Below are 15,081 nucleotides of genomic sequence, written 5' to 3' on the forward strand. Positions count from 1 at the left end.
CGTTAGAAGTATTTTGTTTAATATTTTGCAGAAAAGTGTATATTAATAATTGACACAGCAACGGGGGTGTGGTTTTAATAATACGCGGCGCTAAAACGACGCTACTTCTAACGGGGTTGACACAATCATTTGGATTTATTATCTAAATTACGGAGGTATAACCATATGAGAAAAAGCATTTTAATGGCCGGACTATGCCTGGCGGCCATGTTGTTCCTGTCCGGTAATATCTATCCCCAGGCATCCAAGCCGCCGGCCAGCGGGGGTGACCAACCGATAACCAAAAATACGTTTATTCAGATTGCCCAGAAGGTAACCCCGGCAGTCGTTAACGTTTGGAATATGCAAGAGGGCGGTATTTTTGGCGGGCAGGTTAAAAGCGGCGGCGGAACGGGTTTTATTATTGATGCTAAAAAGGGAGTACTTCTTACCAATCATCACGTTGTAGCGAACGCGAAAGCATTGGTGATAACATTAAATGACAAGCGTACCCTTAAGGCAAAATTAATCGGCAGCGATCCGATTTATGATGTAGCTGTGGTGCAAATAGAAAGTCCGCCGGCAGACCTTAAACAGGTTACTTTAGGCAATTCAGATAAGGTGATGCCCGGTGAATGGATTATTGCCATCGGCCAGCCGCTGTTTATGGATTATACGGTCACGGCCGGTATTGTCTGCGCCTTAGGCAGGGAAACACAACTTGGGAAAGCCCAGCTCTCAACCATAGAATATGTCGGTTCTTATATAATGATTGATGCAATTATTAACCCGGGTAACAGCGGCGGCCCTTTATTTAACGCCAATGGAGAGGTTGTTGGCATTAATACAATTAAACTTTATGCGGGTTACGGCTATTCAATCCCTATCAACCGGGCATTGGATACTAAAGATAAAATTATGACCAATAAAGACGGCAAGGTTATCAGGGCTTATTTAGGGTTGAGAGGCCGAGATATTGATGACTATCTGGCAATGGAATATAACACGAACATGGACGATTTAATAAAAGATCTGGGTTTAAAAGAGCCCAAGGGGGTTTTTATCCAGGGGGCGGCTGATAATTCTCCGGCCGCATCGGTCGGTTTTGAGGAAAGCGATATTATGGTGGAGTTTGATGGTAAAAAAGTGGATAACCTCAAGGATTTTAGGGCGATAATAGAAAAGTTAAAGCCGGAGCAAGAGGTCAAATTAAAATACCTCCATAAGAAAGAAGAGAAAACGGTTACGGTAAAGCTTTTGGAACTTGGCGGCGACAAGAAACCGGATGAAAAACAACCAGCCGGGGAGGATGAGGACGAATAACGCGGGGGGTGTTTAATTATGGAAAATATCATATTTTGCGGGGGATGCGGGACGTTTATATCAGCCACTGAGATTTCAGCCGGCAAGGCGTCCAAGATAAACAATATCTATTATTGCCAGAAGTGTTCGACCGGGACGCAACCGGCTCCGGCCCGGCCGGCGGCCGGACCAGGCAGCAAGATTATACCACCCCGGCCAGCCGCGCCCCGGCCGGTCGGTCCTGCGCCGGCGGCACCGGCCAGACCCGTAGCCGGACCGGCGCCGATAAAACGGCCGGCGCCACAGCCGACAGTGGCCATGCCGGTAAAACAACCGGCACCCGGAGCGGTTCCGGCTCGTCCGGCCGGGCCGGTTCAGGCTCAAAAGCCGTTGGCGGCCAGGCCTGTGGTTCCGCAGCCGCCAAAAGGAGCAATCCCCAGAACGCCGGCGCCGGTTTCTTCAGCACACCTGGATGAGACGGTGCCGATTAATCCTCAGCCGGCCGGCCGGGTCGGACCCGCGGCAAAACCGGCGCCACAGAAGATCCAGAAAACAGTACCGCCCCAACCACCGGTAAAGACATCACAAACATCACGCCTCAGGCCGGTTCCGGTCCGGGAATCCCCGGAAGACATGAATGATGAAGGGCTGGAAGAAGCCTCGCGCCGGTTCGGCAAGGCAAAATCCGGCAAGGGCGGGATAAAGAAAATATATCTTATTGCCGGAGCGGCGGTGGTCGTTCTCATCGTGGTGATAGCGATAATAGTCAGTATGTCAAACGCGGCCAAACAGAAGGCCAAGGAGGAACACGAAGCGAAACTTAACAAATATTACAAAGAGGTGGTAGAAACGGAAAAGGATTTTGCCGACAATCCCCAGAAGGTCATTGACAAGATAAAAGAACACCGGGCAGCCCTTAAGGGCACCGATTATGAAAAGAAACTGGATGCCATGGAGCAAAACGCCAAGGCGCTGGTAGAAATAATCGATAAGATAAAAGAACTGGAAAAACCGGTGGATACATTAGAGGATGTCGAAAAGAGACTGAAGGATATCAGCGCGGCGCGGAGTAATCCGGCGGTATCGGAAAATAAGACGGTGGACGGCAAACTCAAAGGGCTGCTAACCGACTTTACGAAACAGAAAAAGAAATTAGCCGAGGAGGAAAGGAAAGCTAAAGAGGCGCAGGAAGCGGCTGAGAAGAAGGCCTACGAGGATTTTAAGGCGAAAATAGATAAGTTGAGGGAACAAAAGGACTGGAAAACAATGCTCCGGGAATGCGATATCCTGCTGGGACGGCCCAACGGACTGCAATACCAGGAGGAGGCGGATAAAATCAAGGAGGAAGCCAAGGCCGAGATGGAAGATCAGCAGGAAAAGGCCAAAAAACGCAAGGAGTGGCAGGTGCTCAATGATGATATTACCAAGTGGGAAAGGTCGGGTGATTCCAAATCGGAGATTTATGTCGATGACGACAAAATAATGCTGAAGAACACCAGTTCATCCAGCAATCGCGGAGCCGTGACCATTATCAGCAATGATAATGAAAAAGAGGGGTGGAAGGACTTTACCATGACCCTGGAGTTCAAGGTTTTGGGCGGTTCTTTAAAAATGTTCCTGCGGGGCGGGTACCAGGCTTACAACATCCCCGGACTGGGAACGATTAACCTGTTCGGGGGAATCCAAATCCCTTTCCCACGGAAATTTAAGGACGAATGGCAGAAATATACCATAGAGTTAAAGGGTAAAAAATTGACCATCAGCGGGACCGGCCTGGCAGAGCCGAAAACCACCGATGTCCAGGAGGGAACGGGTGGAATCGGAATTAATTTAGAAGGCGGAGATAATATTATCATTAAAGAACTGAAAGTAAAGGTGACAGAATAGTTTATGAGCGATATAAAAGAAGTAACTGACCAGACCTTTGGGGATGAGGTGTTGAAATCGAGCAGCCCGGTATTGGTGGATTTTTGGGCGCCCTGGTGCGGGCCCTGCCGAATGCTGACCCCGATTTTAACCAAACTGGCGGCCCAATACCAGGGAAAACTGAAGGTGGTGAAGTTGAACACCGACGATAACCCGGATACAGCTACCACCTACAATATTTCGGCCATTCCCACCCTGCTGTTTTTTAAGGGCGGGCAACTGGCCAACCAGGTTATCGGGGTGAAATCGCCCGATGAGTTGAAAAAGATGATTGACGAGGTGATATGAAATATTTGATTACGGGCGGGGCCGGATTCATCGGCTCGCATTTAGCCGAGGCTATCCTGAAGCAGGGCGATGAGGCCTGGATTATTGATAACCTGTCCACCGGCAGCATCAATAATATAGAACACCTTAAAGCTAATCCCAAGTTTCATTATACCATTGATACTATTTTTAATGAGCCGCTTCTGGCTGAAATGATAGACAATTCCGATATCGTGTTCCACATGGCCGCGGCCGTGGGAGTCCGGCTGATCGTGGAAAGCCCGGTGAACACCATTGAAACCAATATCGCCGGGACCGAAAGCGTGCTCAAGCTGGCGAATAAGAAGAATAAGATAGTTCTGATTGCCTCAAGCTCAGAGGTTTATGGCAAGAATAACAAGATTCCGTTCAGCGAAGATGACGATATGCTCTTGGGGCCGACTGTCAAATCGCGCTGGAGCTACGCCTGTTCCAAGGCCATAGATGAATTCCTGGCGCTGGCCTACTGGCGGGAAAAGAAACTGCCCACTATCGTAGTCCGGCTGTTTAATACGGTCGGGCCGAGACAATCAGGCCGGTATGGAATGGTGATTCCCCGGTTTGTCCAGCAGGCGCTGGCTAAAGAGCCGTTTACGGTTTACGGAACCGGCAAGCAATCACGCTGTTTTACGGATGTCAGCGACGTGGTCGGCGCATTAATAAAACTGGTCAATCACCCCAAGGCCATCGGCCAGGTCTTTAATATCGGCAGTGACCAGGAGATTACCATTGAGGCGCTGGCCTCCAGGATAAAAGAGAAGACCAAAAGTTTATCGCAGATAAAGTATATTCCCTACGACGAGGCGTACGAGAGCGGGTTTGAGGATATGCTCCGGCGCGTGCCGAATCTCGCCAAGATAGGAAACCTTATTGGTTATAAGCCGACCCAGAGCATTGACCAGATATTGGATAAAATAATCCGGTATTTCAGGGAGCAGAAATAGGCATTAACAGGAGGTTGAAAAGATGATAAATGGCGTTAAAATAAAGAAGCTAAACCCGATATCCGATGAAAGAGGCCGGGTGATGGAAATCCTGAGATGCGACGATGATATGTTCAGGAAATTCGGGCAGGTCTATGTGACCACGGCCTATCCGGGCGTAGTTAAGGCCTGGCATTACCATAAAAAACAGACCGATTCCTTTACTGTATTGCACGGAATGGTTAAGATGGTGCTTTATGATGACCGGAAGAAATCCCCGACCAAGGGAGAAGTCAGCGAGTTTTTCATCGGGGTGCATAATCCTGTCCTGCTCCAGATTCCGCCTGAGGTCTATCACGGATTTAAATGCATCAGCGAATACGAGGCGATAATGCTTAATTGCCCCAGCGAGGCGTATAACCGCAAGCAACCCGATGAATACCGGATTCCGGCGCATACCAAAAAGATACCGTATAACTGGGCGCGCAAAGACGGTTAAGCCGCAATTCGCATAAAGCAGCGCGTTATGAAGATAAATAGCATCGATGTTCACCCGGTCAGTGATGGATATTTCCGGCTGGACGGCGGGGCGATGTTCGGCGTGGTGCCGCGCGTGCTTTGGGAAAAACGCGCTTTGCCGGACGGCAAGAACCGTATCAAGATGGGGCTGTGGTGCCTGCTTATTAAGGCCGCCGGGAAAAATATCCTTGTCAATACCGGCATCGGCGATAAATATAACCGGCGTTATCAGGATATCTACGAAATCCAGCATCCCCCGGCCCTTATTTCCTCTTTGGCTGAGCATAATGTTCAGCCGGCAGACATTGATATGGTTATTCTGACACATCTGCATTTTGACCACTGCGGCGGCAATACGATTTCCCAAAACAATAAGATTATGCCGGCTTTTCCCAAAGCCAAATACATTGTCCAAAAAGCTGAGTGGGAAAAGGCTGTTAGCCCTACTGAACGCACCAGGGCGAGCTATATAAAGGAAAACCTTATTCCTATCAAAGAGGCGGGGTTACTGGAATTGATTGATGGCGATAAGAAACTCCTGTCCGGCATTTCCGTCAGGGTTACCGGCGGGCATACCCGCGGACACCAGATTGTTTTTATTGAATCGGGCAATAAAAAGGCGGTTTACTGGAGTGATTTGATTCCCACCACCGCGCATATTGATCTGCCCTATATAATGAGTTATGATTTGTATCCCGAGGAGACGCTGGAAGAGAAAAGACGTTTGGTGGAACAGGCGATAAAAGAAGACTGGATTTGTTTCTGGGAGCACGACCCGGCGATAAATTGTGGCTATATCCGTAAGGACATCGAGGGAAAATTAACGGTTGAACCGTTAGCATAAAATACTTGACATACCGGCAAATCGGGGTATAATCTAATGTATTAATATCAAGAATAGGCGCTCACACGCGCCATGCTGAAGGGAGTTTTTATGGTAAAAACGCTATTTGTCGGAGCCGTGGCAGGAATAGTTCTTGCCTTGGCGGGTTGCGGGATGAGCCGGGTATCTTCAACCTATACGGTTGATAACACGCCGGTAAAAACATATGCGCCGCCTCCGATGACAATTAAGGTGAAAACCATCGCGGTCCTGCCTTTTAAGGATAAGACTACGAACAGCCCGCTTAAAGGCGATGTTGGCAGCATGGCAGTTGACCAGCTGACCACGCTTCTGGTTAATACGGAACGTTTCTCGGTAATTGAGCGCGAGCGTTTGGATGCGGTTTTGGCCGAACAGGGATTAGCCGGCAAGGGGATTGTAGATTCCGCAACCGCTGCCCAGGTGGGGAAGATTCTGGGTGTTGATCTGATATTTACCGGGGCGGTAACTAACTGGGAGGTCAAAGAGGCCAAATCGGGCACCTTTGTGCTGGTGGGCGGCGGGTCAGAAAAAACCCTTGATATTGACATGGCCGTGGATGGCCGGATTATTGACACGACCACCGGGCAGATTTTCTTTGCCGATTCCGGTGAGGTAAAGCGCCAGGAAAGCGTATCCAAATCGGCTATCTTGAGTTTCGCTCCGGATGGATATATCAAACTTGACCAGTCAGTGGCTGGCAAGCAATTGCGCCTAGTGCTGGATAATATGCTGTCCAAGATAATCCCAAAGGTGGACGCTAAATTCAGCAGATAGTATGCAGTATATGGTATACAAAATAAAAAGAGGCGGATTGTCGTTTTTCGCCGTTTGCTTTTTACTCGCTGCTTTACTGATGGGTTGCGCGACCGCAGGAGGCAAGACGACTTATCAGGATGATGACAGCAAGTGCGGGATTTATCCGCCGCCGCCGGCTAATTTTGTCAGGAAGCGGATAGCCATAATTCCCCTTAAAGACAAAACCAATCAGCAATATACCAAGACTGACTTGGGTTCCCAGGCCGTGGATATCGGCATAACCTTATTGCTGAATGCCGAGCGGTTTGACGTGGTGGAGCGGGAACGGCTGGATGCGCTTTTAGCCGAGCAGAAATTGGTCGGGATAGTTGACCCGGAAACTGCAGCCAAGGCCGGCAAGATTTTGGGCGTTGATTTGATATTTACCGGAGCCATAACCAATTTTGAGATAGAACATTCCAAGACCGGCGGGAGTTTTGGATTGCCCCGCATCGGCAAGATTCCGGCTTTTGACATTGAAAAGAAGACCACCGTTATGGCGATTTCATTGGCTATAGACGGACGGGTAATTGAGGTGGAAACCGGACGGGTTATCTTTGCCGGCTCGGGCGAGATTAAACGGGAGGAGCGGGCGGATAACTGGGGCGTCTGGCTGGAAAGCGGAGCTCACGTTTCATCCAAAGAGAAAATCAGGATAGACCAGAATGCAGCTGGCAAGCAACTGCGTTTTGCGCTGGATGCCCTGATTAAGAAGATTATTCCTAAAATTGATGTAACTTACGGCACAATAACGCCGTTACCTGTGACGGGAACAGAGAATAAACCCTGACTCTGGCTGTCCCCTTGAACGTATGTTCAAGGGGATGGCAACTTAGATGAACAAAGAGGGTTAAATAGAATAGGACAGATATATGGAAAAGACACTGGTGATTATAAAACCCGACGGGGTCCAGAGGAAATTAATCGGCGAGATTATCAACCGCTTTGAAAGTAAGGGGTTGAAGATTGCGGCCTTAAAGATGCTTAAAGTCTCGCCCAAACAGGCCGAAACGCTCTACGCGGTCCATAAAAAGAAGCAGTTCTATCAGGGTTTGCTTAAGTTCATTACGGCCGGGCCGGTGGTGACGATGGTGATAGAGGCCATCGGTGCGGTGAATATTTGCCGAAAACTGCTGGGCGCTACCTTCGGGCCTGATGCCGAGGCCGGCACCATCCGCGGCGATTTTGGGGCCAGCATAAGTTACAATCTGATTCACGCCTCTGATTCGCCGGAAGCCGCCGGTAATGAAATTGCCATCTTTTTTAAGGATACGGAAATCCTGTCTTATACGCTGGATAACTGGAAATGGGTTTATCATCCGGCTGAAGAAAAAGAGATAGAGAACTAAAAGGTTACCAGAGGCACAGCAAATAATTTAACGTAGGAGGTTTTTTATGAACAATAAAAACAACCGCGGTTTTACGCTGATTGAATTGATGATGGTGGTTATTATCATCGGCATATTGGCGGCCATTGTCGTTCCAAAGTTTACCGGCCAGACCGAAAAGGCGCGAAGAGCCGCGGCAAAGATGGAAATCAGAAATATCAGTATGGCATTGGATAGGTACGAAATGGAGAACGGAGCATTCCCGACCACAGAGCAGGGACTTAAAGCCCTGATGGAAAAACCAACCTCTTCACCGATGCCCCGGGATTGGAGCGGTCCTTATCTAAAGGACGAGCCCAAAGACCCCTGGCAGAAACCTTATCAGTACCGCCGTCCTTCGCAGAATGGTCTTGATTACGACCTTTGGTCTTGGGGACCGGACGAAAGAGATGGAACTGCAGATGATATCCCAAATTGGAAGAAAGATAACTAGATCTTCTGCCAAAAATACCGCCTCGCTATCAGCCGGGATAACCCTGCTTGAAGTCTTGGTGGCTATCTCCATCATGGCAATCTGTATTATAGCCATCTTTGATGCTTTTATCAGCTGTTTTGATGCCCAGTTAAGGTCGGAAAACCACGCCAAAACCGCGATGATTTCTATGGATGCCCTGGAATACGCCGAGGAATTTCCGATTTCCTTAAGCCCGGAAGAATTGAACGAGGATATTCGTAAATTCACCTGGCAATTTACTCAGAATGACATTGAAGAGTATCCCAAGTTGAAAGAAATAGTTATTGATACCACCTGGGAACAGGGTAAAAGAAGCGGAAGGCTTTCCTTAACGACGTATTGTTGGAACCCCCAGAAAGAGTAATCCCGCCCCATAGGATTATAATTGCGGATATGATATCAAATATGATAAAAACCAGGTGGTCGGGATTTACCCTGATAGAACTGATGATTGCCAGCGTATTGACCGCCCTGGCTGCTCTGGCCGCATACCACACTTATAACCAGGGGATTCTGATATGGAAAAAGGGACAGGAGAACTCCAATCAGGATAAAGCAATTATAACAATGGAAAGAATCAGCCGCGACCTAAAAAATATCTTTTCATTTGAGCCGGTTGGTTTCAGCGGCGAGGAGGCGAAAATTGCATTTCCCCGTATTGCTTACAGATACGATTGGCTTACTGTAAATGAGGATGCGGTAATAGAGCCGGATTCATCTGCCGCAGAATCGCCAGCGCCTCTGCCGCTTATTACCAAGATGACCTACGAGTATGACAAAAACGAAGGGAAGCTGTCGCGCTTGGAAGAGGTGTATGCTTATCCGGACCTGGAGGAGTTAAAGGTTGATCCCGACGGAATGAAGAAGGAATCGTCCCGCGTTATCCTGGAAGACATAGAAATACTGACATTTTCCTATGCCGTTACCAAAACACCGGAGCTCAGTTTCACCAATAACGCACTCAACTCCGGTGTTCCTTATGCAATAAAGATAGAGTTAAAGCTCAAAAGCATGAAAGATGCCCTGACGCGCACGATAATTATTCCGGTTATTAAACCGCCGAGAAATGAAGACAGATAATCGAATTATGTTTTTATCATTAAGAAACGGCAGCATCCTGATAATCGTTCTCTGGATAATAATCATTCTGACTATCCTGGCGGTAAGTATCAGTGCGGTTGCGTCCGCCCAGGTATTTTTTACCCGGCAATACCGCAGGCAGGCAGCAGAGTATTTCATTGCCCGAGCCGGCATTGCTCAATGCGTTGCCGAATTAAATCGTGACAAGGAAGCCAACACCTATGACGCCCTAAATGAAGGCTGGAGCAATAATCCGGAGTTATTTAATGAGAAACAAGTGGGTAACGGATTTCTGACCGTATCTTATGAATACTCCAATTACTTAACAACCCTTTCCAGTGAAGGCGAATCAGTGCTAACCAGTACCGTTTGCGGGATGGTCGACGAGGAGCGAAAGATAAATATCAATACCGCCAGCGTCACGGTTCTGCAGGCGTTATTCCAGGACAGGGCGGCTCTTTCCTCTGTCCAGGCAAAGGAGATCGCCGACAGCATTATTGATTGGCGCGATACCGACGAGAACAGAAGGGAAAACGGCGCTGAAAGCAGTTATTACCAGGGTTTGTCTTCGCCGTATTCCTGCAAGAATAATAAGTTTGACATACCCGAGGAATTGATGCTGATAAAAGGAGTGCGACCGGAGGCCTTTCAGTCCGTAAAGGAGTTCGTAACCGTTTACGGCGACGGCAAGGTCAATATTAATACGGCTTCATCTCCGGTTTTGAAAGCCCTTGGCGTAGACCTTTCATTGGCGGAAAAAATCATTCGCTGCCGGAGCGGTTCTGATGAAATCGAAGGCACCGAAGACGACGAGGTTTTTACTCAACCCGCTGCTATTATCAGCACCCTGAACAAAAAGCAGACTATTACCCAGGGGGAAACCAACCAGATAAACAACTTGATTACCACCAATGCCATAAGCGTAAAATCAACCTATTTTCAGATTATCTCTTACGGCTATCTTGCCGATATAAACACCGGGGAGGTCGACCGTAAGAATAGTAAGAAAATTACTTGTATTATCAACCGAAATGGTAAGATAGTCTACTGGCGGGAATAATTAAATAGCGCATAACTCGTAAACTAAAATCCATAATTATAAATAATGTTTGGCTCTAAAGATTTGCTGGGTATTGAAATAGGCGGGCAGTATCTTAAAATCATCCAATTTAACAAGAAGCAGGAGATACTGAATTGGGTTTCAACCGACATCAGAACGCTAAACGACGACGGCATCGTCGAATTTATCCGAAACTATATTCAGGAAAAGGGGATAAAAGCCTCTGATGTAATTAACCCCGTCTCGGCGCGGTACACTATCACTAAAAATATTGAATTGCCTTCCACCAATCCGGCGGAAATCAAGCAGATTATCAAACTTCAGGCCGGGCATCATTCGCCTTATTCTCCCGAAGAAATTATCATCGATTATATCCCCATCGGCGTCTTCAGGGGTGGCTATACCAGGATATTCCTGGTGATCGTCAATCGCGATAATATCAAACGTAATTTTGATATCATAGAACGCTCCGGGTTAAGACTGAAAAAGATGGTTTTATCCCTGGAAACCATGGCTTTGTGGTATAAAGACCGCTCTCCTTCTAATTCCCTGGGAATACTCCACTTAGACGCCGATAACACGGATTTTCTGGTGATTAAGGAGCAAAAACCCATCTTCCTGCGCAATATTCCGGTCGGGGTGGAGCAAATATTATATGATCGCGATAAATACGGACCTCAATTACAGGAGGAAATCAATCATTCCCTGGAGGCCTACCAGACCGAACAACTGGAATCGCTTTCAAGGATAGTCGCCTGCGGCGCCACCTCAAAAGTCGCAGAATTCCTGCGCTCGATTCCGGAGCAGAGCAATCTTATCGTTGACGTTGAAGACAATCTTGAGGGGCTAAAGCTTGCTTCAACCGCGCCGGATGTTAAGGGCGTGGCTTCAGACCTTTCGGTCATCAGCCTGGCAGCCGGCGTGGCTAAATATAATAAGACCCATCTCGATATAACGCCCGAGGAAGTAAGAGTGCGTGAGACCGTGGCTGAAAAAAGCCGTGATATCATCTGGCTGGGCACTCTTTTATTCTTTATTCTGATATTGTTCCTGGCTATCTTCGCCCAGAAAATATGGATGAAAAATAAAATGGTAAATATGCTCAGCGAGGAAAACCAAAAATACCAGAAAGAGGCGGGTCAGTTAAAGGATACCAAAAAACGCATTGATCAGGTGAAAAATCATTTCCAGCGCCGGAATTTCGCCCTAGGCGCCCTGGACGAAATTCATAAATGCATGACCTCGGATATTTACCTAACCAGCCTGCAGATTGACGACCAGCAAATCAGTGGCCGGGAACAGCAGAATTCCACCAAAGTTGTCCTACGCGGGGTGGCCAATGCTACCGCAGATGTTCACCAGATGGTGGATCGGCTGGAAAAATCAAGGTATTTCAAGGAGGTTAAGGCGCCGGCCACCACCCCACGTACCGAAATAAATCGGGCCAACAATCAAAGAAGAGATGTGGTGGATTTTGAAATAAGCGGGAAACTGGAGTTGGAATAACTATGAGATTTTTTTCTAAACTGGCGCAGCGAGAACGGATGTTCTTTTATATTGCGACGGTAATCATTATCTTATTCCTGGTAGACAGCTTTATCTTTAGCGGAATGATTGCCCGGATTAGCGAATTGGACAATAAGATGCGGTCTTTGAAGGACGAAGTGTCCGAAAACAAAATGATCCTTTCTTATAAGGATAAGATTAATAAGGCAGGCGAAATCTACGGGAAATATCTGGTAAAAGAATCAAGGCCTGATTTAGAACTGCCCAAAATCGTGAATACGCTGGCAATACAATCGGAATTAATCAACCCCGAACTTAAGCCGATGCAGTCAAAGGATAAGGATTCCGGCAAGTATTTCATAGAGATAAACGCCGAGGGGACAATGAAGAAAGTGGTTAACTTTATGTATAACCTTAATATGGGAAACTCCTTGCTCAGGGTGGAAAGAATAGACCTTTCGCCCAAGGCGGCAAAATCAGAGACATTGAAAATAACCATTTTAATCTCCAAAACCGTGGTGCAATAATTGGCTCTAGTAAGACGGTCTTCCGAATATGACTCCGCAAGAAAGAGAAATCTACTGGCAAATCCCCCGCATTTTGATAGCCGTTCATTACGGCTTGTTTATTATTGCCACGGCCGTCTTTTTATACGGTGTTTTTAAGCATTTTCGCCTTATCAGGACAGGCAAGAAAGACAACCGTTTCTCGTCCCTGCCGAAACGCCTGTTCAATCTGGTTTATTACGCCCTGCTTCAGCGCCGTATCCTGGAGCGGCTTTACCAGGGGCTGACCCACACCGGCATCTTCTACGGCCTGGGAATCCTTTATATCGGCACGCTTATCGTCCTAGTTCAGTCCGACCTCGGCATCATTATTCTTAAGGGAACGTTTTATAAATACTTTTCTTTAACAATGGATCTGGCCGGCGCAGCGCTTTTGATTGCACTCTTATTCGTCATTATCCGGCGCTATATCATCAAGCCGGCTGAACTGGATAATCAATGGGATGATTTGCTGGTTATTTTATTCCTGGGCACGCTGGCAGTTACCGGTTTCCTCTTGGAAGGCAGCCGGATGGTTGTTACCGAGATACCCCAATCAGCCGCCATCCGCTATTTCGCGCCGCTCGGCCTGCTGACCGGGAAATTATTAATCATGCTCGGCATAGGCGAACCTGTCATCCGCGCCTATTACCCCATCTGCTGGTTCGCCCACTCGACCATTCTGGTAACCCTGATTGCATATCTTCCTTGGTCAAAGCTGATGCACATATTTACCGCACCGTTCAATATATTCTGCCGCGACCTGGAACACCAGGGCACGCTGGTAAATCTGGACCTGGAAAACTCTGAGGAATTCGGCATTACCAAGATAACCGACTTCACCTGGAAACATCTGCTGGACCTGGATGCCTGCACCAGGTGCGGGCGCTGCAACACCGGATGCCCGACCAATCTGAGCAATAAACCATTAAAACCTAAGCAACTGATTCAGAATCTCAAGAATCACCTGTTTATTAAAGTGTCCAGGTCAGCCCCGCCGCCCAATCTGGCGCCTGAGACCGTATCATATGACGAAATCTGGGACTGCACCACCTGCGGATTCTGCCGGTCCAATTGCCCGGTTTTTATCGAGCATCCGCCCAAGGTCGTGGAATTCAGGCGCCACTTAGTCCTGGCTGAAAGCAATTTCCCGCCCGAGGTCAAGACCATGTTCAGGAATATGGAAACCAACGGCAATCCCTGGCCGGTCAGCTGGGACAAGCGCAGCGACTGGTGCAAGGAGTCAGGTGTGCGGATACTGAACGAAGGCGACAAAACCGATATCCTGCTTTGGGTGGGTTGTGCCGGCGCCACGGACGATCGCAATACCAAGGTAGCCCGGACGTTGGTTACGGTGCTTCAGAAGGCAAAGGTGGATTTCGCCATACTGGGCAATGCCGAACGCTGTTGCGGCGATCCGGCCCGGCGCATCGGCAACGAATATCTTTACCAGCAACTGGCTGACGAAAATATCGGAACCCTCAAGAAATACAAATTCTCCCGGATTCTTACTTATTGCCCGCACTGCTACAATACCCTCAGGAATGAATACCACCAGCGCGGGGTTGACTTCTCCGTCGCGCACCACAGCGAATTCATCTGGGAATTGATTCAGCGGGGACAGCTGGTTGCTCCGGCGAATAATTCGGCGGTTACCTACCATGATTCCTGTTATTTAGGCCGATATAACGACATTTATAATGCGCCCCGGCAGATTCTGAAATCAATGCCGGGGATTAAATTCAGGGAAATGCCCCGTAACCGGAAAAAGAGTTTCTGTTGCGGCGCCGGCGGCGGTCGGATGTGGATGGAGGAAAAGCGGGGCGATCGGATTAATCAGATTCGCATCCAGGAGGCATTTGATACCGTCACGCAGGGCACGATTGTCACGGCCTGTCCCTATTGCCTGACCATGCTCGGAGACGGCATCAAGGAAAAAGGCGCGACCGACCAACTCAAGGCAGTAGACATCGTGGAAATGTTATCTTAGATAAATCAGCCCGTCCAGGAAGAGCATTCCACCGCCTAAAATCATGAATAGTATCCCCAGGTCAGGTTTGACATCGGCCAGCTTGAGAAATATATAGAAGTCGCTGGTTTCTATCCGGCCCCAGATATAAAGCCCCAGGGTGGTCGCGATAATGCCGGCCGCAAGAATCAAAATCCCAAAAATAGATTTGGATGTGGCAAAGAGCGAAAGAAACCCGGCGAAAAAGGCCAAGACAATGATGGTGATGATAATCCCGAACGGCAGGTAGAGTTTTGGCTCGCTATACCCATAGGCAATTTGGTTAATCAGCCCGAAAGAACCCTGGCCGGAAGCCCAGGGCAGGGATAGCGACCATATCAAAATCCCCAGCCCGGCAGCCAGCAGCAAGAAATGCAATGCCCATAACAAGACCGTCGGCTTCTTCATCGGGATAGATACTATTA

At 48.3% G+C, this 15,081-nt stretch carries 17 protein-coding genes; 16 read left to right on the forward strand and 1 reads right to left on the reverse strand.

Going from position 1 to position 15,081, the window contains the following annotated elements:
- Positions 1-165: 165 nt before the first annotated feature.
- From HZA49_03830 to HZA49_03905, 16 genes are all read left to right on the forward strand, one after another.
- Positions 166-1,302 (forward strand): trypsin-like peptidase domain-containing protein, encoded by a 1,137-nt coding sequence (locus HZA49_03830; protein MBI5778570.1) that lies wholly within the window; start codon positions 166-168, stop codon positions 1,300-1,302.
- Between the two features lie 18 nt (positions 1,303-1,320).
- A complete protein-coding gene (locus HZA49_03835) occupies positions 1,321-3,168 on the forward strand; it encodes a hypothetical protein (protein ID MBI5778571.1) in 1,848 nt (615 codons plus the stop codon).
- 3 nt (positions 3,169-3,171) lie between these two features.
- Positions 3,172-3,495, forward strand: coding sequence for a thioredoxin (gene trxA, locus HZA49_03840; GenBank protein MBI5778572.1), 324 nt, complete (start codon positions 3,172-3,174; stop codon positions 3,493-3,495).
- On the forward strand, positions 3,492-4,457 hold the full coding sequence (locus HZA49_03845) for a GDP-mannose 4,6-dehydratase (protein ID MBI5778573.1): 966 nt from the start codon (positions 3,492-3,494) through the stop codon (positions 4,455-4,457). Before trxA ends, HZA49_03845 begins: the two co-directional genes overlap by 4 nt.
- Positions 4,458-4,479: 22 nt before the next feature.
- Complete coding sequence (locus HZA49_03850; GenBank protein MBI5778574.1) at positions 4,480-4,935, forward strand: dTDP-4-dehydrorhamnose 3,5-epimerase family protein; 456 nt, start codon at positions 4,480-4,482, stop codon at positions 4,933-4,935.
- Between the two features lie 27 nt (positions 4,936-4,962).
- Complete coding sequence (locus HZA49_03855) at positions 4,963-5,799, forward strand: MBL fold metallo-hydrolase (protein ID MBI5778575.1); 837 nt, start codon at positions 4,963-4,965, stop codon at positions 5,797-5,799.
- 90 nt (positions 5,800-5,889) lie between these two features.
- A complete protein-coding gene (locus HZA49_03860; GenBank protein MBI5778576.1) occupies positions 5,890-6,594 on the forward strand; it encodes a hypothetical protein in 705 nt (234 codons plus the stop codon).
- A 10-nt stretch (positions 6,595-6,604) separates the two neighbouring features.
- A complete protein-coding gene (locus tag HZA49_03865) occupies positions 6,605-7,405 on the forward strand; it encodes a hypothetical protein (GenBank protein ID MBI5778577.1) in 801 nt (266 codons plus the stop codon).
- A gap of 82 nt (positions 7,406-7,487) precedes the next feature.
- Positions 7,488-7,964, forward strand: coding sequence for a nucleoside-diphosphate kinase (ndk, locus tag HZA49_03870; protein ID MBI5778578.1), 477 nt, complete (start codon positions 7,488-7,490; stop codon positions 7,962-7,964).
- Positions 7,965-8,010: 46 nt separating this feature from the next.
- Positions 8,011-8,436 (forward strand): type II secretion system major pseudopilin GspG, encoded by a 426-nt coding sequence (gspG, locus tag HZA49_03875; GenBank protein ID MBI5778579.1) that lies wholly within the window; start codon positions 8,011-8,013, stop codon positions 8,434-8,436.
- Positions 8,405-8,821, forward strand: a complete 417-nt coding sequence (locus HZA49_03880) for a prepilin-type N-terminal cleavage/methylation domain-containing protein (protein ID MBI5778580.1) — start codon at positions 8,405-8,407, stop codon at positions 8,819-8,821. Before gspG ends, HZA49_03880 begins: the two co-directional genes overlap by 32 nt.
- A 29-nt stretch (positions 8,822-8,850) precedes the next feature.
- Entirely contained in the window at positions 8,851-9,537 is a 687-nt protein-coding gene (locus HZA49_03885) for a prepilin-type N-terminal cleavage/methylation domain-containing protein (protein MBI5778581.1), read from the forward strand.
- A gap of 7 nt (positions 9,538-9,544) precedes the next feature.
- Positions 9,545-10,597: a general secretion pathway protein GspK gene (locus HZA49_03890; protein MBI5778582.1), complete on the forward strand. Its 1,053-nt coding sequence runs from the start codon at positions 9,545-9,547 to the stop codon at positions 10,595-10,597.
- Between the two features lie 45 nt (positions 10,598-10,642).
- Positions 10,643-12,103, forward strand: a complete 1,461-nt coding sequence (pilM, locus tag HZA49_03895; GenBank protein MBI5778583.1) for a pilus assembly protein PilM — start codon at positions 10,643-10,645, stop codon at positions 12,101-12,103.
- Positions 12,104-12,105: 2 nt separating this feature from the next.
- Entirely contained in the window at positions 12,106-12,630 is a 525-nt protein-coding gene (locus HZA49_03900) for a hypothetical protein (protein ID MBI5778584.1), read from the forward strand.
- Positions 12,631-12,658: 28 nt separating this feature from the next.
- Entirely contained in the window at positions 12,659-14,638 is a 1,980-nt protein-coding gene (locus tag HZA49_03905) for a 4Fe-4S dicluster domain-containing protein (protein ID MBI5778585.1), read from the forward strand.
- Here the strand turns inward: HZA49_03905 and HZA49_03910 are convergent.
- Positions 14,630-15,064, reverse strand: a complete 435-nt coding sequence (locus HZA49_03910) for a hypothetical protein (protein ID MBI5778586.1) — start codon at positions 15,062-15,064, stop codon at positions 14,630-14,632. The two genes, HZA49_03905 and HZA49_03910, sit on opposite strands and share 9 nt — an antisense overlap.
- Positions 15,065-15,081 lie beyond the last annotated feature (17 nt).

The organism is Planctomycetota bacterium (assembly GCA_016235865.1).
Taxonomy (GTDB): Bacteria; Planctomycetota; MHYJ01; order JACQXL01; family JACQXL01; genus JACRIK01.